The sequence below is a fragment of the Actinoplanes sp. NPDC051513 genome (assembly GCF_044454685.1).
Classification (GTDB): Bacteria; Actinomycetota; Actinomycetes; order Mycobacteriales; family Micromonosporaceae; genus Actinoplanes.
Genome location: NZ_JBITDW010000020.1, coordinates 90,501 through 114,047, shown reverse-complemented (window position 1 = coordinate 114,047; position 23,547 = coordinate 90,501). Strand labels below are relative to the sequence as shown.

At 71.0% G+C, this 23,547-nt stretch carries 22 protein-coding genes; 13 read left to right on the top strand and 9 right to left on the bottom strand.

Annotation, left to right across the window (positions count from 1 at the left end; genetic code table 11):
* The first annotated feature begins 32 nt into the window (after positions 1-32).
* The 3 genes from ACIA5D_RS39435 to ACIA5D_RS39425 are packed head-to-tail and all read left to right on the top strand — an operon-like array spanning position 33 to position 1,717.
* Positions 33-218: a hypothetical protein gene (locus tag ACIA5D_RS39435; protein ID WP_396035615.1), complete on the top strand. Its 186-nt coding sequence runs from the start codon at positions 33-35 to the stop codon at positions 216-218.
* A 54-nt stretch (positions 219-272) separates the two neighbouring features.
* On the top strand, positions 273-785 hold the full coding sequence (locus tag ACIA5D_RS39430; RefSeq protein WP_396035614.1) for a methyltransferase family protein: 513 nt from the start codon (positions 273-275) through the stop codon (positions 783-785).
* Positions 786-802: 17 nt separating this feature from the next.
* Positions 803-1,717, top strand: coding sequence for an arginase family protein (locus ACIA5D_RS39425; protein ID WP_396035613.1), 915 nt, complete (start codon positions 803-805; stop codon positions 1,715-1,717).
* On the opposite strand, the gene ACIA5D_RS39420 is transcribed toward ACIA5D_RS39425, so the two are convergent.
* The 5 genes from ACIA5D_RS39420 to ACIA5D_RS39400 form a co-directional block, all read right to left on the bottom strand.
* On the bottom strand, positions 1,662-2,357 hold the full coding sequence (locus ACIA5D_RS39420) for an HAD family hydrolase (protein ID WP_396035612.1): 696 nt from the start codon (positions 2,355-2,357) through the stop codon (positions 1,662-1,664). The genes ACIA5D_RS39425 and ACIA5D_RS39420 overlap by 56 nt on opposite strands.
* Before the next feature lie 39 nt (positions 2,358-2,396).
* The gene (locus tag ACIA5D_RS39415; protein WP_396035611.1) at positions 2,397-3,710 is read right to left on the bottom strand and encodes an alpha/beta hydrolase; all 1,314 of its coding nucleotides are present in this window, start codon (positions 3,708-3,710) and stop codon (positions 2,397-2,399) included.
* A gap of 15 nt (positions 3,711-3,725) precedes the next feature.
* Positions 3,726-4,802 carry a serine hydrolase domain-containing protein gene (locus tag ACIA5D_RS39410; RefSeq protein ID WP_396035610.1) on the bottom strand — a complete coding sequence of 359 codons (1,077 nt, stop codon included), beginning with the start codon at positions 4,800-4,802 and terminating at the stop codon, positions 3,726-3,728.
* 77 nt (positions 4,803-4,879) lie between these two features.
* Positions 4,880-5,572: a DUF4389 domain-containing protein gene (locus ACIA5D_RS39405; RefSeq protein WP_396035609.1), complete on the bottom strand. Its 693-nt coding sequence runs from the start codon at positions 5,570-5,572 to the stop codon at positions 4,880-4,882.
* A gap of 221 nt (positions 5,573-5,793) precedes the next feature.
* Positions 5,794-6,489, bottom strand: coding sequence for an SDR family NAD(P)-dependent oxidoreductase (locus tag ACIA5D_RS39400; protein WP_396035654.1), 696 nt, complete (start codon positions 6,487-6,489; stop codon positions 5,794-5,796).
* A 476-nt stretch (positions 6,490-6,965) separates the two neighbouring features.
* Between ACIA5D_RS39400 and ACIA5D_RS39395 the strand changes: the two genes are divergently transcribed.
* The 4 genes from ACIA5D_RS39395 to ACIA5D_RS39380 all read left to right on the top strand — a co-directional run bounded on the left by ACIA5D_RS39395 (position 6,966) and on the right by ACIA5D_RS39380 (position 9,766).
* The gene (locus ACIA5D_RS39395) at positions 6,966-7,976 is read left to right on the top strand and encodes an alpha/beta hydrolase family protein (RefSeq protein ID WP_396035608.1); all 1,011 of its coding nucleotides are present in this window, start codon (positions 6,966-6,968) and stop codon (positions 7,974-7,976) included.
* Between the two features lie 78 nt (positions 7,977-8,054).
* Positions 8,055-8,372: a PadR family transcriptional regulator gene (locus ACIA5D_RS39390; RefSeq protein WP_396035607.1), complete on the top strand. Its 318-nt coding sequence runs from the start codon at positions 8,055-8,057 to the stop codon at positions 8,370-8,372.
* Positions 8,369-9,049 carry a hypothetical protein gene (locus ACIA5D_RS39385; RefSeq protein ID WP_396035606.1) on the top strand — a complete coding sequence of 227 codons (681 nt, stop codon included), beginning with the start codon at positions 8,369-8,371 and terminating at the stop codon, positions 9,047-9,049. The genes ACIA5D_RS39390 and ACIA5D_RS39385 overlap by 4 nt, the downstream gene beginning before the upstream one ends.
* 408 nt (positions 9,050-9,457) lie before the next feature.
* A complete protein-coding gene (locus ACIA5D_RS39380) occupies positions 9,458-9,766 on the top strand; it encodes a hypothetical protein (RefSeq protein ID WP_396035605.1) in 309 nt (102 codons plus the stop codon).
* 120 nt (positions 9,767-9,886) lie between these two features.
* Here ACIA5D_RS39380 and ACIA5D_RS39375 read toward each other — a convergent pair whose 3' ends face one another.
* Complete coding sequence (locus ACIA5D_RS39375; RefSeq protein ID WP_396035604.1) at positions 9,887-10,795, bottom strand: DedA family protein; 909 nt, start codon at positions 10,793-10,795, stop codon at positions 9,887-9,889.
* Between the two features lie 136 nt (positions 10,796-10,931).
* On the opposite strand from ACIA5D_RS39375, the gene ACIA5D_RS39370 reads away from it, so the two are divergent.
* The 3 genes from ACIA5D_RS39370 to ACIA5D_RS39360 all read left to right on the top strand — a co-directional run bounded on the left by ACIA5D_RS39370 (position 10,932) and on the right by ACIA5D_RS39360 (position 15,655).
* Positions 10,932-12,176: an SGNH/GDSL hydrolase family protein gene (locus ACIA5D_RS39370; RefSeq protein WP_396035603.1), complete on the top strand. Its 1,245-nt coding sequence runs from the start codon at positions 10,932-10,934 to the stop codon at positions 12,174-12,176.
* A gap of 376 nt (positions 12,177-12,552) precedes the next feature.
* Positions 12,553-13,482, top strand: a complete 930-nt coding sequence (locus ACIA5D_RS39365) for an FIST signal transduction protein (protein ID WP_396035602.1) — start codon at positions 12,553-12,555, stop codon at positions 13,480-13,482.
* A gap of 10 nt (positions 13,483-13,492) precedes the next feature.
* Positions 13,493-15,655, top strand: a complete 2,163-nt coding sequence (locus ACIA5D_RS39360; protein WP_396035601.1) for a putative bifunctional diguanylate cyclase/phosphodiesterase — start codon at positions 13,493-13,495, stop codon at positions 15,653-15,655.
* Between the two features lie 2 nt (positions 15,656-15,657).
* Here the strand turns inward: ACIA5D_RS39360 and ACIA5D_RS39355 are convergent, their stop codons facing one another.
* Together ACIA5D_RS39355 and ACIA5D_RS39350 are read right to left on the bottom strand one after the other, a co-directional pair.
* Positions 15,658-16,446, bottom strand: a complete 789-nt coding sequence (locus tag ACIA5D_RS39355; RefSeq protein ID WP_396035600.1) for a methyltransferase domain-containing protein — start codon at positions 16,444-16,446, stop codon at positions 15,658-15,660.
* A gap of 67 nt (positions 16,447-16,513) precedes the next feature.
* Positions 16,514-18,148 carry an FAD-dependent oxidoreductase gene (locus ACIA5D_RS39350; protein WP_396035599.1) on the bottom strand — a complete coding sequence of 545 codons (1,635 nt, stop codon included), beginning with the start codon at positions 18,146-18,148 and terminating at the stop codon, positions 16,514-16,516.
* A 40-nt stretch (positions 18,149-18,188) separates the two neighbouring features.
* Here ACIA5D_RS39350 and ACIA5D_RS39345 point away from each other — a divergent pair, with 40 nt between their 5' ends.
* The 3 genes from ACIA5D_RS39345 to fadD8 all read left to right on the top strand — a co-directional run bounded on the left by ACIA5D_RS39345 (position 18,189) and on the right by fadD8 (position 22,258).
* Positions 18,189-19,109, top strand: coding sequence for an NAD-dependent epimerase/dehydratase family protein (locus tag ACIA5D_RS39345; protein WP_396035598.1), 921 nt, complete (start codon positions 18,189-18,191; stop codon positions 19,107-19,109).
* Between the two features lie 127 nt (positions 19,110-19,236).
* The gene (locus ACIA5D_RS39340; protein ID WP_396035596.1) at positions 19,237-20,682 is read left to right on the top strand and encodes an aldehyde dehydrogenase; all 1,446 of its coding nucleotides are present in this window, start codon (positions 19,237-19,239) and stop codon (positions 20,680-20,682) included.
* Between the two features lie 4 nt (positions 20,683-20,686).
* Positions 20,687-22,258, top strand: coding sequence for a fatty-acid--CoA ligase FadD8 (fadD8, locus tag ACIA5D_RS39335; protein WP_396035595.1), 1,572 nt, complete (start codon positions 20,687-20,689; stop codon positions 22,256-22,258).
* Here the strand turns inward: fadD8 and ACIA5D_RS39330 are convergent.
* On the bottom strand, positions 22,251-23,486 hold the full coding sequence (locus tag ACIA5D_RS39330) for a PP2C family protein-serine/threonine phosphatase (protein WP_396035594.1): 1,236 nt from the start codon (positions 23,484-23,486) through the stop codon (positions 22,251-22,253). The two genes, fadD8 and ACIA5D_RS39330, sit on opposite strands and share 8 nt — an antisense overlap.
* Between the last annotated feature and the right edge of the window lie 61 nt (positions 23,487-23,547).

Here is a 23,547-nt window from a genome sequence, read left to right as displayed (position 1 = left end):
CGTACGAACAAAGCACGAACAGACGGAGTCAAGTGATCATTTCGAAGCAGCTCATCATCGCCGAACTTCGCAGGCGCGGAGAAGGTCAGCGAGCCGACTTCGTCGACCGGCAACTGCCCGACGAGGTCGACACCACGCGGCACGGCGGTCTGCTGGCCACGTTGAAGCTCGACCCCGACTGGCTCGCCGCGGCAAGCCAGTCGGCGCCGACCGAGTAGCTGACCGTCACGGCCCGTTCCGTTTCGTCCACCGTCGACGGCACAATGGGCGACATGCACAGGAGTGGCGCCGCGGCCGGTAGCGCGGTCTTCTTCGCCCTCGCTCCGGGGACGGTCGCCGGCCTGGCGCCCTGGTTGCTCACCCAATGGCGACCGGGCGCCCCGTTTGCGCACTGGCTGCCGGCACGCCTGCTCGGCATCGTGATCCTGGTGGCGGGAGCCGCGTTTCTCGTACACGCCTTCGCCCGCTTCGTGATCGAGGGCATCGGCACGCCCGCACCGATCGCGCCGCCCACGCAGCTGGTCGTGGGTGGCGTGTACCGGTATGTTCGCAACCCGATGTACCTCGCGGTCATCGCCACCATCCTGGGCCAGGCCCTGCTGCTGTGGCGGCCGGTGCTCCTCGGGTACGCCGCGCTCGTGACCGCCGCCATGGTCGCGTTCGTCCTCGGCTACGAACAGCCCGTCCTGACCAGCAAGTTCGGCGACGAGTACACGACCTACCGCCGCGCCGTCCCGGGCTGGTGGCCGCGGCTGACCCCATGGCGCCCCGAACAGCATCGCTGAGGCCGTACCCTCGGCTCGTGATCGGCTCTGATTGGTTTCTTCTCGGTGCTCCTTGGGACTGCTCGGGCACGGGCCGGGGCGAGGCCGAAGCTCCCGAGGCGCTGCGCGCGGCCGGTCTGAACGGCCACGTCGACGTCGATCTGGGCGACGCGGCGACCATCATCTCCACCCACCACCGCGACGAGAAGACCGCGGTTCGCGCTCTGCCCGACACCATCGCTGCCGCACACGCCCTGGCGACCTCGCTGGCGACCGGCATGCGTGAGCATCCCGAGCGGCGGCCGCTGGTCCTCGGTGGCGACTGCAGCCTCCTCCTCGGCGTCTTCGCGCACCTGCGCCCGGCCGTCGGCAGCGTCGGTCTGTGGCTGGTCGACGGTCATCCCGACTATCTCGACGCCCGCGCCTCGGATACCGGCGAGACCGCCGACCTCGAACTTGCCGTGCTCACCGGGGCCGGCCCGCCGAGCCTGACCGGCCTGGGCCAGGCCGTGCCGATGGTCGAGGCCCGCCACGTCGCCCTGCTCGGACACCGCACCGACGGCCTCGACCCGGCATCGGCGGCCGAGGTGGCCCGCGTGCCCGCCGAGATGCTCACGATCGGGTCGCCCGCCGTGATCGCCGACCCGCACGGCGCGGGACGCAGGGCGGCGGCCTGGGCCGAGCGGCTACAGGTACCGATGTGGCTCCACCTCGACGTGGACGTTCTCGACCCGTCGAGCATGCCGGCGGTGACCTACCCGCAAGCCGGCGGGCCGGACACCGACCAGCTCGCGGCCCTGCTGGCCCCGCTCGCGGGAGCGCCGAACCTGCTCGGTGTCAGCGTCGCCGACTTCCGCCCGGACCTCGACATCGACGGCCGGTACGCAACGAGCCTGGTCACTTTGCTCGACCGGGTGTGCGGATCAGATCGGGCAACTCCGCCATGTCCGTGAAGACGACGCCGGCCCCCGCCGCGCGCAGCACCTCCGGCGCCGTGTGGGTCGGGCCGGAGGGCGCGAACCCGAACACCGTCGCCCCGGCGGCCACCCCGGCGGTGACGCCGGCGACCGAATCCTCGATCACGACGGCCGCGGCCGGATCGATCCCCAGGTCGGCCGCGGCGGCGAGGTAGACGTCCGGCGCCGGCTTGCTCCTGGGCATCTCCATGCCGCTGAACACCCGGCTGCCGAAGTACCCGTCCAAACCGGCGATCTTCAGCTGCATCTCGACCTTGCCGCGGTCGGCCCCGGTCACGCAGGCGAACCGGTCCCCCATCAGGGTGGCCACCGCCCGGACAGCCTCCTCGGCGCCGGGGATCGGGACGAGGCCCGACCGCAGGGCCGCGTCCCGCCGGCCGCGGAAGCTCGCCAGCCAGGCGTCGTCGATCCGGAATCCGGTGTGCTCCTGGATCACCGCCCACTCGTCCCGGAGCGCCCGGCCGACGAACAGGTCGATGCAGTCCCGCTCGGAGATGCCCCAGCCGAGCCCGATCAGCATCGTCCGCAGGACGCCGTTCGTGATCGGCTCGGAATCGACGAGCACGCCGTCGCAGTCGAAGAGCACGGCCGAGAAGCGAGGGGTCGAAGAAGTCACGGCCGCAACCCTACTGAAGGCGGACGACGCGCCCGGCCGTCACTCGTCGCAGACCCGATCCGGTGGCGCCTGAGGGTGGACGAGGTAGCGGTCCATCGCCGCGCGGGCGCACGGCGAGGTGTAGTACGAGGTGTGGCCGTCGCCAGTGCGGGTCAGCAGGTCGCTGCCGTCGATCTGGGCGTTGAGGCTGTGCGCCCACCCGTACGGGTCGGAGGAATCGTGCACCGCGTGCACCATCAGGGTCGGCACGCCGTGGACCGCGAGGGTGCGGGGCGGGTTGGCCGGCGGCACCGGCCAGCCGATGCAGAAGTTCACCCGCCAGGTCTCCGACGCGCCCTGCAGGTGCGGCGCGAGTTGCCGCCCCAGTTGCAGGCGCTGCTGCATCTCGGCCCAGCTGCCGACCTGCGGCACGTAGTCGCCGCAGGCGTTGCCGAGTACACCGAACAGCGCTTCCTGAGGCGCGCTGGCGTCGGGCGCAACCGCGAACCGGTCGGCGTTTCCGGCCAGCGCGGCCGCGATGGCCCGCGACAGGGCGGCCCAGGACAGCTCCGGCCCGTAGATCGACGGTTCCTTGAAGGTCAGCATGCCGACGGTCCCCATCCGGATGTCCTCGCCCGTGACCGCACGCAGCGCTCGGGCCACCGGGGTCGGGCGCCGGTCGGCGTCGGCCACCAAATGGTCGAAGACCTTCGCGACGTCCTGTCCGCGCAGCACGCAGGACGGTGCCGTGTCGCACCAGCGGGTGAACCGGTTGAACGAGTTCTCCTCGGAGACGATCTCGTCGGCCACCTGCACGCCTTCCGCCTGGTTGTGCTCCAGAGCCGCGTCGAGCACCATCGCGCGCGTCTGCCGGGAGAACATCTCGGCATAGTTGGCGGCGACCTGCGTTCCGTACGAGATACCCAGCCAGCTCACCTGTTTGACGCCGAGGGCCTGCCGCAGCGCATCGTGATCGCGGGCGACCGTGATGGTGTCCATGTGGCCGAGCAGCGCGCCGGTGCCCTGCAGGCAACTCAGGCCGACGTCACGGTTGTGCCGGCGGAGCTGGTTGAACTGCTGCTCGGTCCGCGGGAACAGGGTCGTTTCCGGCAGGATCGGATTCAATCCGCAATGGACCTGGACGCCGCCGCCCATGCCCCGCGGATCCAGGGCGACGATGTCGAACCGTGCCCGCAGCGTCGCGGAGAAGATGCGCTCGGCGTCCATGACATACCGGGCGCCGCCGTCGCCCGGCCCGCCCGGGTGGTAGAACAGGGTTCCGATCCGGTTCGCGGGCTGATCCGCGGATCGATTCCGTGGCCGAGCCGAACACCAGGAGCCCGCTGGCGAACAGCGAGACGACGAGTTGTCCACGCATGGCGCTTCTCCTCAACGGTCGCAGTAGGCGGTGATCAGCAGCTTGCGGACGGCCTGGTTGACCGGCGCATCGTGCCCGAAGAAGCTGTTGACGATCACGGTGACCTGACGCCGGGAGTCGGGACTGTTCCAGGCGGCGGTGGTGTAGCCCGGGTTCTCGGCGTCGTTCCCCCACGCCGGACCGCACGGGAACTGTTCCCGCAGCAGGCCCAGACCCCAACCGCCGCCGAGGATCCCGGCGTCCGGGATACCGCCGGTAGCCACCGGATCGATCTTCTTCATCTCCACCAGCAGCCGGGCCGGCAGCAACTCGCCGCGTAACAGGGCGCGGTAGAACCGGGCAAGGTCGTCGGCATTGGACAGCACAGCGCCGGCCGCGCCGAACAGGGTCGGGCTGAGCGCGGTGAACTCGACCGGCGGCGGTTCCTCGACCCCGTAGCCGTGCACGTGCGGCCCGGCGATGTCCGAGGACGTCGGATAGCTGGTGTGGTGCAGGCCGAGCGGCACGAACAGCCGCCGGCGAAGCTCGTCGCCGATCGACCGTCCGGTGATCGACTCGACGATCATGCCCAGCAGGACGTAGTTGGTGTTCGAGTAGGCCAGCGCGGTTCCGGGAGCGAACAGGGGCCCGTGTTCGGCCGCGTACCGGACGCCGTCGCGCACGTCGAAGACCAGGGTGAAGTCCCCGGCGTAGTAGGGGGCCAGCGTCCGGGGGTCCTGCACGTAGTCGTAGATGCCGCTGGTGTGATTGAGCAGTTGCCGGACGGTGATGGCCGAACCGTTCGAGATGACTCCGGGCAGCCACCGCTCGAGGGTGTCGTCGAGGGCGAGCCGGCGCTCACCGACCAGTTGCAGGACGACGGTCGCGGTGAAGGCCTTGGTCACGCTGCCGACGCGGGTGGGCAGGCCCGGGCGCATGGGTTCGACCGGTGCGAGCCTGCTGCTGCCGGCGGCGAGCCGGATCGTCCGCCCACCGTCGCGGAGCAGGACGATCGCTCCCGGCGCGCCGGCGGCAACGACGTCGTTGAGCGCCCGGCGCAGGTGAACCACGAGCCCGGCCGAGGGAGCCGCGGCATCAGCCGGCGCCACTCCCCCGGCAGTCACTATCAGGACGCCGGCGACGCAACTCGTCATTGCCGCTCGTACGCGGGTGATCACGTCGTGTTTCAGGGCGTCGGCGCGATGGTGGCCGTCGCGGGGTCCGCGCCGCCGGTGTCCAGCCGGAACGGCGGGTACGCGTCGGTCATCAGCGCGGTGTAGGCGGCAACCCGCAGCACCCACCGGTTGAGGCCGAGGATGAAGTCGTACAGGCCGCGGGGGTAGCGCCCGGTCACAGCGAGGACGATCGCGGCGATGAGCACCAGGAGCCCGATGAGGCCGCCACCGCTCCAGCTGTAGTTGTCGGTCTCGGAGCCGAGAGCGAACCAGGCGCCGCCGCCGACGAGGACACCGACGATCAGCAGGTGCGGCAGAGCCAGCAGCCACCACTTCACCAGGACCAGGCCTCGGGACAGGTGCTCGGGATAGCCCACGTGCAGCTGGGCCGGATAGTCCGGAACCTCCTGCAGGGTGAACGGCGGATACCGGTCCGTGCCCAGCGCGCTGTAGGAGTAGTAGCTGACCCGCCAGCCCCACCGCATCACACCGAGGTTGAACTCGAAGATCGGGCGCGGATACCGCCCGGTGAACAGGATCGCGAAGAACGCGACCACCGACATAACGGCGAACGCGATCCATAGGAAGAGCAGCACTACGTAGTGCGGAATGGCCAGAACCCACTTCACCAGCCACAGCCAGCGCGACAGGTTCGGGTCCAGACGGGCATCGACGCGTACGGGATAGATGGGCGCAACGGTCATGATCGCTTGCCTCCTCGGGAGGAAACTTTCTGCTCACCGTGCTGGCCGGGGCGATCGCTCGGATCCCCAGCCTGGCCGTGCCGTGAACGGCCGCCGAGGTCTAGGGCAGCGTGTCGGAGATGCGTCGCCCGTCGCAGAAACGGACGAACCGAGCAAACTTGACGCTACGCCCTCCCCGTGTCGCCGAGCCGGAACGAACGGCTATTTCTCGGCGGATGGCATCACATGGATGCCATCCGACGTTCGAACGCGGCCGGGTCGTCACGCCAAGCCTGGTGACCATCGCGTGCCATCGGGTCGGGGAAGATGTTGTCCTGGCCGTTCTCGAGCCCGTCGAGGATCGCGGCGGCCACGTCCGCGGCGCTGGTCTTGGGGATCGGGAAGGCCCGGATCATGTCGGTGTCCACGGCGCCCGGGAAGACACCGTGGACGGTGATCTTCTTGGCGGCCGGCTGTGCACGCAGCGCCTGGGTCATCGAAGCGGCGGCCTTGGAGGCGCTGTACCCGGCCATGGCGGGCACCGGCCCGAACACCACCAGGCTGAGCAGGTTCACGATCGCGCCGCCGCCGTTGCGTTCGATCACCGGCGCGAACGCCCGTGAGGTGGCCAGCGTGCCGATGAAGTTCGTCCGCAGGTCGAGGTCGACCGCCGCGAGGTCGCCGTCCAACGGATCGGTGAAGGCGAGCGAGCCGCCGTTGTTGATCAGCAACGTCGTGTCGGCCGCGAGCGCGGCCGCTCGGCTGATCTGCTCCAGGTCGGTCAGGTCGAGGGCGAGAGGCACGACGCGGCTGTCCCGCGCGGCCAGGTCAGCGAGCGTCTCGGGGTGACGTGCCGCGGCGTACACCTTGGCGGCGTCCTCGCTCAGCAGCGACTCGACCAGGGCACGGCCGAGGCCGCGGTTGGCTCCGGTAACCAGAGCGGTGCTGCCATTGTTGTCCTCGGTCCACCACAGCGCTCACGATGCGACCAGGCACCTGAAGGGGCGCTGAATCTGCCCAGCCGGAACGAGTGGGCACAGGTCGAGATAGTCGGCGCGCCGGACAGGGACCCCGGCGATACGCAAGTGTCGCGCGATCTCCGCGGCATATCCGTCATGACCGGCGCCGATGCTGGCCGAGAAGCGGCGACGGCCGGGTCACCGTTCACCAGCTGAAACCGGAGCGCTGCGGGTCCCCTCGGTAAGCACTGAGCGTATACACTGAGAGGATAATCCTAGATGGGGAGGAACCGATGAGCATTTCGTTGTCACGCAGGAGGTTGCTCGGGGCTGCGCTCGCGGCCGGAATCACGGTGCCATTCGGTGCAGCGACGCCCGCATCGGCATCCACTGCTATATCGGCCGCGCCGCGCCTGAGATTGCCGGGACCGACCGGGCCATATGCGGTGGGCACGGTGCAACTTCACCTGGTCGACCGTTCGCGCTCGTATCAGGGACAGGCCAGGGAATTGATGGCCAGCGTCTGGTATCCCGCGCACGACACCTGGCGGTACCCGCCGGCGCCGTGGATGGAGGCCGCTCCGTTCCGCTTGTTGCTCGAGTCCGCCGACTTCGAGCCCGACGCCGCGCTGGCGCCTTTCACCACGGGCCACATCGGTGCGCCGGTGCGCCGTACCCGCGAACGAATGCCCGTGGTTGTCTTCTCACACGCGGCACATGATCACCGTTCGGAGAACACCGTCGTCGTACAGGAACTCGCCAGCCACGGATACGTGGTCGTCACCGTCGACCACACGTACGACGCATTCAGTGAATTTCCCGATGGACGGGTCATCGCGCCGGTCGAGGACCCGGTGATGCTGCCGCCCGACTTCGCCCGCGACATCAAGTTCATCATCGACCAGCTCGAGGTCATGGCCGCTGGGCACAACCCCGATGTCGACCGCCGGCCGCTGCCGGCCGGCCTGGGAGCGGCGCTGGATCTGCGGCACATCGGCATGTTCGGTCACTCGAAGGGCGGGACGGCGACCGCGCTGCTCATGGCCGAGGACCGCCGGGTCCGGGCGGGGCTGATCATGGACGGGCCGATGGAGTCCGCGCCGCCGCCGCTCACCGATCTGGATCGGCCCGTCATGCTGATGACCGCCGTGTTCACGAGAGCCGACGCACCGCCGGTCGCCGCATTCTGGGAACACCTGCATGGCTGGCGGCTCAACATCCAGGCCGACGGCGCGCTCCACCCGTCGTACAGCGACTACCAGGTGCTCATAGCGCAGATCGCGCCCATTGTCGGGCTGAGCACAGAGGATCTGCAGAGCTGGATCGGCACGCTCGACCCGGGCCGGTCGGTGAAAATTCAGCAGGCCTATCCCCTGGCCTTCTTCGACCTGCACCTGCGGCACCGGAACGGGTACCTGCTGGACGGGCCCAGCCGAACGTTCCCGGAAGTGAAGTTCCTGCCTTAGTCCGGCGGACAGCTTCCCTCCCGGGTTGATTCGTTATATCGTTCGACGATATAGCGCGGCGCGTACTAGAGACCGGAGATGCTGAGCATGGCCGAGCTGGGCAGTTTCGCCGACCCCGCGGTGCTGATCCTCACCAGCCTCGCCGGTGGGGCGAAGCACGGCTACGCGCTGATCAAGGACATCGAGCAGCTCGCCGGGGCGACGCTCGGGCCCGGCACGCTGTATGCGGCGCTCGGCCGTCTCGAGCGGCGCGGGCTGATCGAGGCGCTGCCCGAAGAGGATCGGCGCCGGCCGTACCAGCTCACCGCGGCCGGCGCCGAGGCCTTACGGGCGTATCTGGAGCAGGCCCAGCGGGTCAGCACGGCCGGCCTGAAGCGACTGCGGGCGTTCGCATGAAGCGGCTTCTTCGCCTCTACCCCGCGGCGTGGCGACGCCGCTACGGCGACGAGATGGCGCAACTGCTCGACGATCTCGGCCCGATGTCGGCCGGGGCCCGCCTGCGCACCGGCGCCGACCTGATGCACGGCGCGATGGACGCCCATCTGACAAAGGGGATGGTCATGAGCCCGCAGACGCGGACGGCCCTGCGCCGGGCCGTGGTGATCGCGGTGGTGGTCTGGGCCGGTCTGAGCACCGAGGTGGTGCTGACCAACGTGGTGTTCCCGAGCGTCGAGGACGACGACGGGGTCTCCGTGCTGGTCGCCTACACGGCGGTCCTCGCCGCGCTGCTGCTGACCGGAATGCAGGCCGGGCGGGCCACGTCGTCGCGCCGCACCCACGCGCTGGCCGGGGCCGTCGCGGGCGCCCTGATCGCGGTCGCCACCATCGCCACGTTCGCCGTGGTCGACAACGTCTTCCTCGACACGATCAGCCGCCAGCAAGCGAAGATCGACGGCCTGGCACACAGCGGCATGACCTCGATGCGGGCATACGTGAATCTGGGTCTCGCCGTCGGCGCCGTCGGGCTCGCGGCGTTCTTCGGCGCCGCCGGCGCCGGCCTGGCAGTTCTTGGCGGGATCATCGCCCAGCGCCGCCGGGCCGCGCCGGCCACCGAGCCGGAGACCGGGACTTGAGGTGGCCGCCGGCCATCGCGGTCGTGGAGGTCACGCTGGCCGCGGCCGGGCTGGCCACCGCGCCGGGTGCGCTCGCGGGCGGCGGCTGGCTGGGCCTGGCCGGCGTCGCGATGGCCCAGGCAGCCTGCGTCCTGCTCGCCTGGGTCTTCCTGGTCCGGCGCCGGCCCTTCCGCCCTGAGGCCGTACGCACCGGGCTTCTCGTCGGCGCCGTCGCCGGCGGCCTCTACGCCGCCGAGGGCCTGGCCGAGTATCTGAGTCCGGCCGTGACCGGCTCCAGCGTCATCATCGGCTACCTCATCGTCGCCGGGCTGGTCGCGTCGAACATTGTCGCCGCCGCGATCGCCACGTGGCGCCGCCACGATTTCCGCGACGGGCTCACCGCGGCGGTGATCAACGTGGTTCCCGGCAATGCTCGCCTGCTACTACCTGTTCCGCATCGTCGACGCGGCAACGGCCGGTGGCACGGTCGTGCGAGTCTGGCGAGCCGAGGGCATCTACGACGACTTCGCCCGCAGCGGCATGAGCGACCTGCCCGCCTTCGTGCTCCAGGACTTCTGGGGCGCGGGCTTCTTCCACCTGCTCGCCGGCCTCGTGCTCGCCGCCGTCTTCGGCAGCGCCACCGCCGCACTTGTCAGCCGGCTCCCCGCCGAGACAACGGCAACCCGAATCGCGGGTACTCCACATCGAGAAATGGCGCAGGTTGAGGAAATCGAATAAGGAATTACCAAGACGACCGCCCGGATTTACCCGCCTCATTCAGCCCGCTTCCGGGCGCGCGACGATCCGTCGTACCGCGGTCCGATCTTCAGACCCGGCCGTGGTACCGCGGTACCACGATCACCCGGTTCGCCCGGTCATCGTCGTAACCCGGGCTCTCAGGCGACGGTCTCCCGGTCCTGAAGGCGCTGAAGAAACATCGAAGGCGGTGCGGGCGTACGTGAATCTGGGTCTCGCCGCCGGCAGCGTCGGACTCGCGGCGTTCTTCGGCGCCGCCGGCGCCGGCCTGGCGGTGCTCGGCGGGATCATCGTGCGGCGAGGCCCGGCCGCCAGAGGCACCGTGGAGCCGGAGACCGGGGCGTGAGGTGACCGCCCGCCAGGGCAGGCGCCGGCCGGTGGTGGCTGCGCGGCGGTGAAGGCCCGTCGGATCAGGCGGGCGCCCAGCGGCACCACGCCGAGGCAGGTCGCGCCGATCGCGGTGAGCACCACCGTCACGCCGCCGGTCGAGTCGGCTCCCGCGGTCAGCGCGCCGAGACCGGCGAAGGCGCCGACCCACAGGGCTGTGCCCAGCGCCGACCAGCCGAGAAAGCGGCCGAACGGCATCCGGACGATGCCGGCGACGATCGGCACGACGGCGTGGATGACGGCCACGAAACGGACCGCCACCAGCGCCGGGGCGCCGCGCTCACGCAGATACGCCTCGGCCCGGTCGAAACGCTCGGCGCCGATCCGGCGGCCCAGCCGGGTGCCGCGCAGTCGCGGTCCGAAAGCGCGGCCCACGGCGTACCCGCAGATCTGGCCGGTCAGCCCGCCCGCGGTGCCGACCACGACCGCGGCGGCGATGCCGGCCGGCCCGTGCGGCAGCGACCCCGCCAGCATGACCACGGACTCGCCCGGCACCAGCAGCCCGAGCAGGAACGTCATCTCGATCCCGGTCGACAGGAACGTGACCACCAGGACCGTCCACTCGTCGTACGTGGACAGTTGGCCGACGAAGGCGGTTGCCGCGCTCACCAGGTCTGCGATCACCTGCTCAGCCTGGTTGATCTCCCCGCGCCGAACCATCCGGCCATACCCCGAGAAAACCCTGATACCGATGAGTCGGGAGGGGCCAGACTGTCTACCTATCCAGACAGATCGATCGAGACGGCGGAGAGAGGTAAGAATGAGCATCAGAGCTCTGCGTGCGGGGTTCATCGCGCTGCTCGTGTCGCTGGTGACGGCGTCCACGGCCGCCGCGCCGGCCCAAGCACATTCCGTACGCCACTGGACCGCGACCTGGTCGACCGCGAACATCCCGGCCGCGCCGGACCCCTTCGGGGGCACGAACTGGGCGGATGGCTTCGACAACCAGTCGCTTCGCCAGCCGGTCCGGGTCAGCCGCGGCGGCTCCGAGGTCCGGATCCGCATCTCCAACGTGTACGGCGAACGATCGCTCCGGCTGACCGGCGCGTCGATCGGCCGGGCCGCCGACGGCGCCGCGATCCAGCCGGGCACATTGCGCCCGGTGACGTTCGACGGGCGGCGTTCGACCGTGGTCCCGGCCGGCCGGCAGGCCAGCTCGGACGCGGTGTCCCTGCGTGTCACGGCGCTGGAAGAACTGACCGTGACGCTGTACTTCGCCGAGCGCACCGGACCGGCCACCTTCCACCCGTTCGCGCTCGCGACGGCCTACCGGGCCGCGGGCAACCATCTGGCCGACAGGTCCGCCGGTGCGTACACCGAAACGTCGCAATCCTGGTACTTCCTGACCGGCCTGGATGTGTCCGGCCGGCCCGGCGAGGCCGTCGTCGCGTTCGGCGACTCCATCACCGATGGGGCGTTCTCGACGCCGGACGCGAACAACCGCTACCCCGATGAGCTGGCCGAACGGCTGGTGGCGGCGGGCAGCCGCAAGGCCGTCGTCAACGCGGGCATCGGCGGCAACAAGGTCCTCACCGACAACAACCCCGGCTTCGGCGACGCGGCCATCACACGGTTCGGCCGCGACGCGCTCGGCCAGTCCGGTGTCCGTACGGTCATCGTGCTCGAAGGCATCAACGACATCGGCCTGGGTGAGGGGCCGGAGGCCGTGCCGGTGACCGCGCCGCAGTTGATCGACGGGTACCGGAAGCTGATCCGGGCCGCGCACGCACACGGGGTCAAGATGATCGGCGCCACCATCCTCCCGTTCGCGGGAGTGATCTACCCCGGCTACTACACGGAGCACGGCGAGCAGGTCCGCGACGCCGTGAACAACTGGATCCGAACCAGCGGCGAGTACGACGCGGTGGCCGACTTCGATCGGGCGCTCGCCGATCCCGCCGACCCGGACAGGTTGAACCCGGCGTACGACGGCGGCGACGGTTTGCACCCGAACGACGCCGGCATGCGCGTCATGGCGCAAACCATCGACCTGCGCGAGCTGTAGACCGGACGCCTGGCGACGTCCCCGTGGACTTCGCCAGGCTGTCCGCTCATGTCTCGATGGGCTGTGCCGATAGGCGCAACATGGCCGATCTCATGCAGGACCACCGGAACCTCGACCACCCCGGCGCCGACCGCGTGGAAGGTCGATGGTTCGGCGTCGGCTCCAGCACGGATCCCGATGGCTTCGCCGCCGGAGCCGGGGCCACCGCGGCCGCGGTGGCCGACCGGCCGGACGCGGGCCTGATCCTCGTCTTCGCCCGCGAGTACATGGACATGCCGGCGCTCATCGAGGGTGTCCGGGCCCATGCGGGCGCGGCGGCGAAGATCGCGGGCTGCTCGAACCGCTGGCGGCGTCGGGCGAGCCGGCGGATTTCTCGGTGTCGGTCGTGGCGTTCGGCGGCGACGGCTTCGGCTACGAGATCGCCGTCGGCCGTGACGTTCCGGGCAACGAGCGGGCCGCGGGCGGCCAGGCCGCATCGGGTCTGGCGCTGCTGGATCAGCCGCACAAGGTGCTGTTGCTGTTCGTCGACGCGCTGCTCGACGACAACGTGGAGATCGTTCGTGGCGCCTACGGCACCGCCGGCGCGGCCGTTCCCCTGGTCGGCGGCGTGGCCAGTGACAACTGGCAGTTCGCCCGGACCTATCAGTTCGCCGGCGACAGCGACGGGGTGGAGATCCTCAGCGGGACGGTGGTCGGCGTCGCCATCGGCTCGCCGGCGCCGGTCGGGCTGGGCGTGGCGCACGGGTGGCGTCGATCCGGGGATCCCATGGTCGTCACCGACAGCGAGGGCTTGAAGGTCTTCGAGTTCGACAACGAGCCCGCTCTGGACGTCTTCCTCAGTCGGATGGGCCTTGATCGTTCCGTGCTCGAGGGGTCGGACTCGTTCCGGCTCCGGGCGCTGGAGTGCCCGCTGGGCGTGGCGACCCGCTCCGGCGACGAGATCCGCGTCATCCAGGGGCTGGACCCGTCGGACGGCTCGGTGCTGGTCTCCGCCGGTATCCCGCAGGGCGGGCTGGCGTGGGTCATGGAGGGCGACGTCGAGTCGCTGGTGGCGGGCGCCACGGCTTCGTGCGAGGACGCGGTGCGTACGCTCGGCGACGCCACCCCGATCGGCCTGCTCACCTTCGACTGTGCCGTGCGCCGCCGGGAACTGGGGCCCGCGGGCGTGCACCGGGAGATCGCCGAGATCGGACGGGCCTTCCCCGGCGTACCGTTCGGCGGCTTCTACTCGTACGGCGAAATCGCCCGCTACCGCGGCGCGTCCGGCATGCATCACCTCACGATGGTTTCGCTCGCTTTCGCCTGATGGGGATCTGATGACGCACCACTGGTCGGCGTTGCAGCTAACCGAGTACTTCGCGACCATCAGCGGCAGCGACGAGGAGAACGCCGTCGTGCAGCTGGCCGTCGAGCGGGCCGCGGAGGCCCTCGACGCCGAGATCGCCGCCGTGGTCGTCGACGGCACGATGCGGGCCGCCTGGGGTCTCGGCGCGGGCACGCCGGGCAGTGAGCTGCTGAGCAACATCGACTTCGCCCGGTCGGTCGAGCTGCCCGGGGTGGGCGTGATGCATACCTTCGCCGCGCGTCTCGGCCGGGGCACGCCGGACTTCCTCGTGGTCGGCCGCCGGGAGACGGCTCTGGAGGGCGCCGAGCGCCAGACCGTGCAGGCCATGGCGCAGCTGCTGAGCTTGGTCCTGCGCAATGTCCGCGCCCTGACCGCCGAGCGGAAGATGCGCGAACACGAACTTCGCCTCGTGGCGGAGCTGCGCGCCCGGCAGCGTCTGCTGGAGCAGTTGCTCACCATCCAGCAGGCGGTGTCGGCGCGCCGGCCGCTCGCCGACGTTCTCGACGCCGTGACGACCGGTGCGGCCGAGCTGTTGAACGGCTGCCCGGTGGTGCTCGTTCTCGCCGGCGCCGCCGCGCACGAGCTGACCGTGGCGTCCGGCGACAAGGGCGCCGGCGAGGCGGTCCTGGACGTCGCCCGCGAGACGATCAGCACGGGATCCCATGTCTCGCGCGACGTGATCACCGGGGCGCCGGTTTCCGTCGGCGGACAGATCGCCGGCAGCCTGGTCGCCGTGCTGGACGGCCGTGTGGGCGACGAGGCGGTGGACCTTCTCGTGGCGTTCGCCCAGCAGGCCAGCCTCGCCCTCACCGACGCGCGCACCGTCGCGGCGGTGCGACAGGCCCACCACGATCCGGTGACCGGCCTGCCCAACCGGACGCTGTTCCTCGAGCGGCTTCGCGGCGCGCTGGCCGAGCGCCGCGACGACATCGTGCTGTTCATCGACCTCGACCGGTTCAAGGCGGTGAACGACAGCCTCGGCCACGCGGCCGGCGACGAGCTGCTGGCCGCCGTGTCCCGCCGCATCTCGGAACGGCTGCGGCCCAGCGACATGGCGGCACGCATCGGCGGCGACGAGTTCGCCGTTCTCCTTCGCGACGCCTCGCTGGAGACGGCCGTGGCGGCCGCCGAGCGCCTGATCGACTCGCTCCGCCAGCCGTTCCGGATCGCCTCCCGGGACGTGCTGATCGGCGCCAGCGTCGGCGTCGCCGACCGCGGCGCCGACGTCGACAATGCCGATGACCTGCTCAGCAACGCCGACGTGGCGATGTATGCCGCCAAGAAGCGCGGCGCCTCGCAGGTCGTGGTCTTCGAGCCGCGAATGCTCACCGAGACGGTCGCCGGGCTCGACATGCTCGCCGACCTGCAACGCGCGTTGCATTCCGGCGACCTCGAACTGCACTACCAGCCGCTCGTCGACCTCGACAGCCTCCGGCCGATCGGCATGGAGGGGCTCATGCGATGGACCTGCCCCCGCCGCGGCGTCGTAGCCCCGGCGGAGTTCATCCCGCTTGCCGAGGAGAGCAACCTGATCGTGGAGCTGGGGCGGTGGGCGCTTCGCGAGGGCGCCCGCCGGCTGGCGCGGTGGATGCCCCAGTTCCCGGCGCTGCGGCTGAACCTGAACATCGCCCCACGGCAGCTGCTCGACCGGGACTTCGTCGCGCACGTCGCCGATGTGCTCCACACCGAAGGCGTCCCCGCCGGCGCCCTGACCCTCGAGCTCACCGAGACCGCGATGATGAAGGACCCGGACACCGCGGCCCACCAGATGCGGCAGCTCAAGGATCTCGGCGTCAACCTGTCGGTGGACGACTTCGGCACCGGCTACTCGTCGCTGTCCTACCTACGGCGATTCCCCGTGGACGAACTGAAGATCGATCGGTCCTTCGTCGGTTCCATGCACGAGAACACCGAAGACCTCGCGGTGGTACGCATGGTGATCGAGCTCGGCCGGGCACTGCGGCTGCAGACCGTCGCGGAAGGCATCGAGGACGCGAGCCAACTGGCCGAGCTCCGCCGTCTGGGCTGCGACCTCGGCCAGGGCTATCACTTCGCGCGTCCGCTCCCGGCGCACGCCGCCACGAAGCACCTGCGCACCAACTCACACCGCTATCTCCAGACTCGCGCAGCCTGAGATCAGGCGCGGCTTTCGGCGCTGAAGAGGTAGCGGTTCAGGCTGAAGAAGTAGTCGGGCCCCAGCGCGCGCAGGTCGTCCGCCCACGCCGCGGCCTCCGCCGCGGTCACCCCGTCCCGGCCGGTGACGAACCCGGCGACCAACCCCATGAGGCCCGCGCTGAAGGTGGCCGGCCGGTAGCCGACGTTGAGCAGCGGCACGATCTGCGGTTCGGAGGCGTCGAAGCCGGCACGTTCCAGCGAGCGTTGCAGGGTACGCGGCAGGTGCGGGTCGGACAGATGCGCCTCGAACGCGGCCAGCACCCGCCGCATCCGCGCGAGATCGGTCGTGTGCCAGACGATCGAGTCCCAGTCGGTGTCGAGCACGAGGACGCGCCCGCCGGGGCGCAGCACCCGCCGGATCTCGAGGAGCGCGCCGGGAAGGTCCGCCACGTACTCGAGGACCTGGGTCGCCGTGGCCACGTCGAAGCTCGCGTCCGGATAGGGGATGGTGTTCGCGCCACCCGGTTTCAACTCGATCGGGGCGCCACCGGCCTGCCCGGCCCGGGTCCGCGCGATGGCGAGCATGCTCTCGCTCGGGTCGATCCCGCACACCAGACCACCCGCGCCGACCTCGGCCGCCATCTCAGCGGCAAGAAAGCCGGGGCCGACCCCGATGTCCAGCACACGCTCGCCGGCCCGCAGGGCCAGCGACTGGCGCACCACGCGGCGCTGGCCGACCACGTCCGGGGTGGTGTAGACGGCCTCGACCCGACGGGACATCTCCGGGTCGAACTCAATCATGGAAGACATCGATTCCTCCGTCCGGTAGCCCCGCTCGTCCTGGTCAGCCTAGACTCGCCCGGCCCTGACGAAGAGGTCAGTGGTCTCGCAGATAGGCGTGCACCGCGGAGATCACCACCGAGCCTTCGCCGACCGCGGAGGCCACCCGCTTGACCGAGCCGGCGCGCACGTCGCCCACGGCGAACAGGCCCGGCACCGAGGTCTCGAACCCCGCGGGGGCCCGTACGAAACCCTTGTCGTCGAGGTCGACGCCGACGCCGTGCAGCCACGTGGTGCGCGGCTGCGCGCCGATCATCGAGAACAGGCCGCCGGCCGCCAGGTCGACGTACTCCTGCCGGCGCCCGTCCCGCCACGTCAGGTGGGTGAGCCGGTCCTCGCCCCGCACGGCGGTCAGCTCCGACCGCGGGTGGACCGTGATCCGCTCGTGGTTGAGCAAGCGCTGGGCGAGGTAACTCGACATGGTCTCGGTGAGGTCGTCGCGGCGGATCAGGACGTGGACCCGGCGGGCGTGCCGGGTCAGGAACAGGGCCGCCTGGCCGGCCGAGTTGGCGCCGCCCACCACGACCACCTCCTGGCCGAGGCAGGCGCGCGCCTCGATCTCGGTGGCGGCGTAGTAGACGCCACGCCCCTCGAAGTCGGCGATGCCCGGGATCGGCAGTCGCCGGTACCGGACGCCGCTGGCGACGACCACGGCGCGGGCGGCGACGTCGTTCTGGTCGTCGAGCCGGACCCGGAAGCCGTCCGCCGCGCGCGACAACCCGGTGACGGAGCGCGGAGAGACGAACCGTGCCCCGAACTTGACCGCCTGCAGCATCGCCGACCGGGCCAGCTCATTGCCGGCGATGCCGCGGGGAAAGCCCAGGTAGTTCTCGATCCGGGACGAGGTGCCGGCCTGTCCGCCCGGCGCCACGTCCTCGACGAGCACGACGTCCAGCCCTTCGGAGGCCCCGTAGACGGCGGCCGCCAGACCCGCCGGTCCGGCGCCGACGATCAGCAGGTCGCAGCGCGCCCGGTCGGCGACTCCGGAAAGGTCCAGACCCGTGGCGGTGGCCAGATCGCGGGTCGTCGGGTCGGCGATGACCCGGCCCTGGCCGGTCACCACGGCCGCCCCCATCGCGGGGAGCGCGGTCGTCGCCGCGAGGCCGGCCCACGCCGGCCCGTCCGAGCGCAGCACCGTCCGGTACGGCAGGTGGTTGCGCTCGGCGAACTCCTGCAACCGATGCAGGCGGCGATCGTCGTCGCCGGCGAGGACGAGACCGCCCTCGCCCCACTGGGTCAGCATGCGCCGCCGGGCGTCGAACGCGGAGAGCAACAGGTCCCCGAGCTCCACGGAGGTGGCGATGAGACGGCGCAAGTCGTCGACACGTACGCGTAGCAAGGTGCTCCCGGGCATCGCCGCGCCCGCGAGGAAGGCCGGCTGCCCCATCAGCATCCCGAGCTCGCCGAGGAAGTCGCCGGGCTCCACCACGAACACGGTCCGATCGTCGCGCCGGTCGATGAGGCAGATCCCGCCGGCGCGTACGAGATAGAAGTCGTACGATTCGCCGCCCTCCCACAGCACCTCGCCCGGCTCCGGCCGGATCACCTCTCCGGCCGATTCCAGCAGCTTGCGCTCGTCCTCGCCGAACGCCGGCCAGGACTGTATGTCGATCTCGTCGATCCGCCGGGAGGAGTAGCGGGTCCGCTCGTCGGGTGCCGGGAGAGTGCTCACGCCGACCGAAGGTACGCGATGCCCGCGAGATAATCGTCCGATGATCTTGATTACCGGCGGGCTGGGCATGATCGGCGCGCACACCGCCCGCGCCCTCGCCGACCTCGGGCACCGGGTCGTCGTCACCACCCACCGCCGGGCCGAGGTCCCGTCGTTCCTCGCCGGCCGGGTCGCCGTGGAGTCCCTCGACGTCACCGACCGGGACGCCTTCCTCGCGCTCGCGGTTCGCCACGACATCGGCGACATCGTCCATCTCGCCGGCTCCGTCCCCGGCGAGGACCCGGCCGGCTTCTTCCGTACCGACCTGACCGGCCTGCTCAACGCGCTCGACGCCGCACGCGCCTGGGGCGTGCGCAGGTTCGCGGTCGCCAGCAGCCTCGGCGTCTACGCCGGCCGGAGCGAGATCCCCTGGCGGGAGGAGCTCGAACTGCCCACGGCGCGCCTGCCGCACCCGATCGTCGCGTTCAAGAAGGCCGCCGAGCCGCTCACCACGCACGGCCTCGAGGGCAGCGGCGTCCGGCCGATCGTGCTGCGGATCGGCAGCACGTGGGGCCCGCTCATGGACCCGGAATCACCGTTCAACCCGATCCCGCCGTACATCAGCGCCGTGCTCCGCGGCGAGCAACCACAGCCCTGGTACGCCGACGACGGCGGCGACTTCTGTTACGCGCCCGACGCCGGTCGTGCGATCGCCCTGCTGATGACCGCGCCCGCCCTGCGCCACGACACCTACAACGTCTCGAGCGGCCGCCCGTTCACCAACCGCGAGCTCGCGACCGCCCTGCGGGCCGTCGCGCCGGGCCCGCGGCTCGACCTGCTGCCCGGGCGGCAGGCCGGCCCCGGCGACAACCCCTACCTCGACATCACCCGGCTCATCGAGGACGCCGGATTCGCGCCCACCTTCGACGTCGCTACGGCGGTCGCCGACTACGTCGCATGGCGCGCGGGCAATCCCCGCTGAGCCAGGACGTACAACAGCTGGAACTTGTTTCATCGAGGCGGGCTCCCGGCCTTTTTCCCGGCCCGGCGGGCAGTATAGGGTAACGAGAACGCGTTCTAGTTCTGCGCCCGTCCGGTGAGGAGCAACGATGCTGGAGTACAAGGAGCTCTACGTCGGCGGCCGGTGGGCGGCGCCGGCTTCCGACCGGCGGATCTCGGTGGTCTCGCCGCACTCCGAGCAGCCCGTGGGCAGCACGCCCGAGGCGACCGAGCAAGATGTCGACCGCGCCGTCGAGGCGGCCCGCCGGGCGTTCGACGACGGACCCTGGTCGCGGGCCGAACCGGCCGAGCGCCTCGCCGCGGTGCAGCGGTTCGCGGCCGCCTACCTGGCCCGGCAGGAGGAGCTGGCCGAGCTGATCAGCACCGAGATGGGTGCGCCGCTCTGGTTCTCGCACGTCGGGCAGATCGGCGCCACCGCCATGGCGCTGGAGGCGTTCGTCAGCGCGGCCGAAGCCTATCCCTGGGAGGAGCGACGGGTCGGCACGTTCGGCAGCCCGGTCCTGGTACGGCGGGAGCCGGCCGGGGTGGTCGGGGTGATCACGCCGTGGAACGTGCCGCATTTCGTGACGCTCGCCAAGCTGGTGCCGGCGCTGCTGGCCGGCTGCGCCGTCGTGCTCAAGCCGGCGCCCGAGGCGCCCGCTTCGGGTCTCGTCCTGGGTGAGATTCTCGACCAGGCCGGGTTGCCGGAGGGGGTGGTCAGCGTGCTGCCGGCCGGGCGCGAGGTCGGCGAGCATCTGGTCACGCATCCGGGCGTCGACAAGGTCGCCTTCACCGGGTCGACCGCGGCCGGGCGGCGGATCGCCGCGCTGTGCGGCAACGACCTGCGCCGGGTGACGCTGGAACTGGGCGGCAAGTCGGCCGCGATCGTGCTGGACGACGCCGACCCCGGCGAGGTCGCGCAGGGCCTGCAGATGGCGTCGCTGATGAACAGCGGGCAGGCGTGCATCGCGCAGAGCCGCATCCTGGCGCCGCGGGCCCGTTATGCCGAGGTGGTCGACGCGATCGCCGCGATGGTGGACGGGCTGACCGTGGGCGATCCGCTGGACATGGCCAACTACATCGGCCCGATGGTGGCCCGCCGCCAGCAGGAGCGGGTGGGCTCGTACATCGACCTCGGCCAGCAGGAGGGCGCGCGCCGCGTGGTGGGCGGCCCGGGCATGCCGGACGGCCTCGACACGGGCTGGTACGTGCGGCCGACCGTGTTCGCCGACGTGGACAACGGGATGCGCATCGCCCGGGAGGAGATCTTCGGCCCGGTGTTGTGCGTGATCCCCTACGACGGCGAGGACGAGGCCGTACGGATCGCGAACGACTCCGAGTACGGCCTGGCCGGCACGGTGTGGACGGCCGACGTCGAGCACGGCGTCGACGTGGCCCGCCGGGTACGCACCGGCACCCTCGGCATCAACCAGTACCTGCTGGACTTCAACTCGCCGTTCGGCGGTTTCAAGGCCAGCGGCATCGGCCGCGAGTTCGGGCCGGAGGGCATCGACGGCTACGTCGAGCTCAAATCCATCGCGCTCCCACTGGGCTGAGACGATGACCGATCAGGCGATGCGGCAGCCGAACCACGGGGGCCACCTGGTCGTCGCGGCGCTGCGCCGGCACCGCGACAAGCCGGTGATGGAGCTCGGCGACACCACCCTGACCGGCGGCGAGACCGCCGCCGCGGTCAGCCGCTACGTGCAGGCGCTGCAGGCCCTGGGGGTGGAGACCGCGGCGCTGCTGTCCAGCAACCGCCCGGAGGTGCTGCTGATCGTCGCGGCGGGTCAGGTGCTGGGCTCACGGCGGACGGCGCTGCATCCACTGGGCTCGCTCGACGACCACGCGTACGCGATCAACGACGCCGACATCGGGACGCTCATCGTCGACCCGCAGCCGGCCTTCGCCGAGCGCGCCCGGGGCTTGCTCGAGAAGGCGCCCGGGCTCAAGCAGGTGCTCACCATCGGCCCGGTGCCCTCGTCCTTGGCCGGCGCCGGCGCCGTCGACCTGGTAGCCGCCGCCGGACGCTACCGCCCCGGCGCGCTGCAGCCGGCTTCGCTGGATCCCGGCCATGTCGTGTCGATCACCTACACCGGCGGCACCACCGGCAAGCCCAAGGGCGTGCTGGGCACCGCCCAGTCGATGCTGACCATGACACAGGTGATGCTGGCCGAGTGGGAATGGCCGGACGCCCCCCGGTTCCTGGTGTGCACGCCGCTGTCGCACGCCGGCGCCGCGTTCTTCGTACCCACCCTGCTCAAGGGCGGGTCACTGGTCGTGCTCCCCCGCTTCGACCCGGCCGAGGTGCTGCGCACCATCGAGGAGCAGCGGATCACCGCCACCATGCTGGTGCCGACCATGCTGTACGCGCTGCTCGACCACCCCGACTCGCGCACCCGCGACCTGTCCAGCCTGCAGACCGTCTACTACGGCGCGGCGCCGATCAACCCCGTGCGGCTGCGCGAGGCGATCGACCGGTTCGGGCCGATCTTCGCCCAGTTCTACGGCCAGTCCGAGGCGCCCATGGCGATCAGCTACCTGCCCCGCGGCGAGCACGACGACGCCCGGCTGACCTCGTGCGGGCGGCCATCCGCGTTCCTGCGCACGGCGCTGCTCGACGAGCACGGCAACCGGGTGGCACCCGGCGAGCCGGGCGAGATCTGCGTGGCGGGGCCGCTGCTGGCCGCCGGCTACTGGAACAACCCCGAGGCGACGGCAGCGGCATTCAACGGCGGCTGGCTGCGTACGGGCGACGTGGCCCGCGAGGACCCGGACGGCTACTGGCACATCGTCGACCGGGTCAAGGACATGATCGTCACGGGCGGCTTCAACGTGTTCCCGCGCGAGGTCGAGGACGCGATCGCGACCCACCCCGCGGTGGCCCAGGTGGGCGTCATCGGCGTGCCCGACGCGACCTGGGGCGAGGCGGTCACCGCGATCGTGGTGCTGCGCGCGGGCGCCGCCGCCGACAACCTGGCCGACGAGCTCAAGGCCCTGGTCCGCGACCGCAAGGGGCCGGTCCACGCGCCCAAGCACGTGATCGTGGCCGACCACCTCCCGCTGACCGGGCTCGGCAAGCCGGACAAGAAGGCCCTGCGGGCCGCCTACGCCGACCACGATTTTACTTAAGATCGCCTTCCGCCTCACCCGGGCGCTCGTCCGCGCCGGTCGCCCGGCCCACGGTGAGCGCTATCACCGCGACGTCGTCGTCGACCTCGGCGAACGAGGTGAGCAGGCCGGCCAGCGCGTCGACGACCGCGGCGGCGCTGGTCGGGCCCAGATTCTCGGCGAACTCCCGCAGTGCCTCGTCGCCGTAACGCCCGCCGGCCCGGGTCTTCGCCTCCGTCAGCCCGTCGCTGTACAGGATCAACGTGTCGCCCGGCCGCAGGGAGATCGTCCGGGTGGCCAGACGCGGCTCGGCCAGGATGCCGATCAGCGTGCCGCCCGCCGTGGCGTGGTACGCGGCAGTGCCGTCGGCGCGGATCACCAGGGCCGGCGGGTGACCACCGGAGGCGACGGTGGCGGTGTAGCCGCTGCCCCGCCGCTCGAGGATGCCGAAGATGACGGTGCAGTGCCGGTGTTCCGGCGCGGCGTACTCCTGATAGAGAACGGTGTTGAGATTCCGCAGCACGGCGACCGGTTCGGGATCGTAGACGGCGGCCGAGCGCAACGTGTATCGGGCGGCGGCGGTCACCGCGGCGGCGGCCACTCCCTTTCCGCGTACGTCGCCGAGGAAGAAACCCCACCTGTCGCCGGACAGCGCGAAGAGGTCGTAGAAGTCGCCGCCGACCTCGTCGGGAGAGGCCATGTGGTAGTGGGATGCCGTGGTCATGCCGGGCGGAACCGCCAGTGAGGCGGGCAGCAGACTGCGCTGGAGGCCGCCGACGAGCAGGCGGAGCCGGTCCCGTTCCCGGTCGGCGGCCTTGCGCGCTTGCAGCAGCTGGTTCTCGTACGCGCGTCGCTCGCGGGCGTCGAACACGGTGGTACGGATCAACAGCGGCGCCCCGTCGCGGCCGGTCTTGACCGTGGATGTGATCAGGACCGGCAGCACGCGGCCGCCGCTGACATGCATTTCCAGTGCGACGCCCTTGGCCTCGCCCTCCAGTCGCAGGAGCGGTGCGAAGCGCGTCTCGTAGAGGAGGCGGCTGCCGGGTGCGAGCAGATCGACGAAGTGCCGACGGCCGACCAGCTCGGCGCCGGTGTAGCCCAGCCAGGTGAGGAGAGTGGCGTTGACCTTCGCGATCGTGCCGTCCGACAGCGTGGAGACGAAGCCGCACGGCGCATTGTCATAAAGGTCGTCCAGATCGTCCTCCACCAGCGCCGGGAACGCGGCGTTCCCCGGCGCCGGCCGGTCCATCGGCCCTTCCCTCCGGAGGAGCCGTCGGCCCAGCGGCCTCACTAGGTGCCGGCGCGATCGA

Excerpts from the sequence above, each read along its gene's own strand:
- ACIA5D_RS39430 (WP_396035614.1), top strand. The coding sequence starts at position 273 with ATGCACAGGAGTGGCGCCGCGGCCGGTAGCGCGGTCTTCTTCGCCCTC.
- ACIA5D_RS39405 (WP_396035609.1), bottom strand. The coding sequence starts at position 5,572 with ATGACCGTTGCGCCCATCTATCCCGTACGCGTCGATGCCCGTCTGGAC.
- ACIA5D_RS39390 (WP_396035607.1), top strand. The coding sequence starts at position 8,055 with ATGCTGAGCATGGCCGAGCTGGGCAGTTTCGCCGACCCCGCGGTGCTG.
- ACIA5D_RS39385 (WP_396035606.1), top strand. The coding sequence starts at position 8,369 with ATGAAGCGGCTTCTTCGCCTCTACCCCGCGGCGTGGCGACGCCGCTAC.
- ACIA5D_RS39380 (WP_396035605.1), top strand. The coding sequence starts at position 9,458 with ATGCTCGCCTGCTACTACCTGTTCCGCATCGTCGACGCGGCAACGGCC.
- ACIA5D_RS39370 (WP_396035603.1), top strand. The coding sequence starts at position 10,932 with ATGAGCATCAGAGCTCTGCGTGCGGGGTTCATCGCGCTGCTCGTGTCG.
- ACIA5D_RS39360 (WP_396035601.1), top strand. The coding sequence starts at position 13,493 with ATGACGCACCACTGGTCGGCGTTGCAGCTAACCGAGTACTTCGCGACC.
- ACIA5D_RS39355 (WP_396035600.1), bottom strand. The coding sequence starts at position 16,446 with ATGTCTTCCATGATTGAGTTCGACCCGGAGATGTCCCGTCGGGTCGAG.
- ACIA5D_RS39345 (WP_396035598.1), top strand. The coding sequence starts at position 18,189 with ATGATCTTGATTACCGGCGGGCTGGGCATGATCGGCGCGCACACCGCC.
- ACIA5D_RS39340 (WP_396035596.1), top strand. The coding sequence starts at position 19,237 with ATGCTGGAGTACAAGGAGCTCTACGTCGGCGGCCGGTGGGCGGCGCCG.
- fadD8 (WP_396035595.1), top strand. The coding sequence starts at position 20,687 with ATGACCGATCAGGCGATGCGGCAGCCGAACCACGGGGGCCACCTGGTC.
- ACIA5D_RS39330 (WP_396035594.1), bottom strand. The coding sequence starts at position 23,486 with ATGGACCGGCCGGCGCCGGGGAACGCCGCGTTCCCGGCGCTGGTGGAG.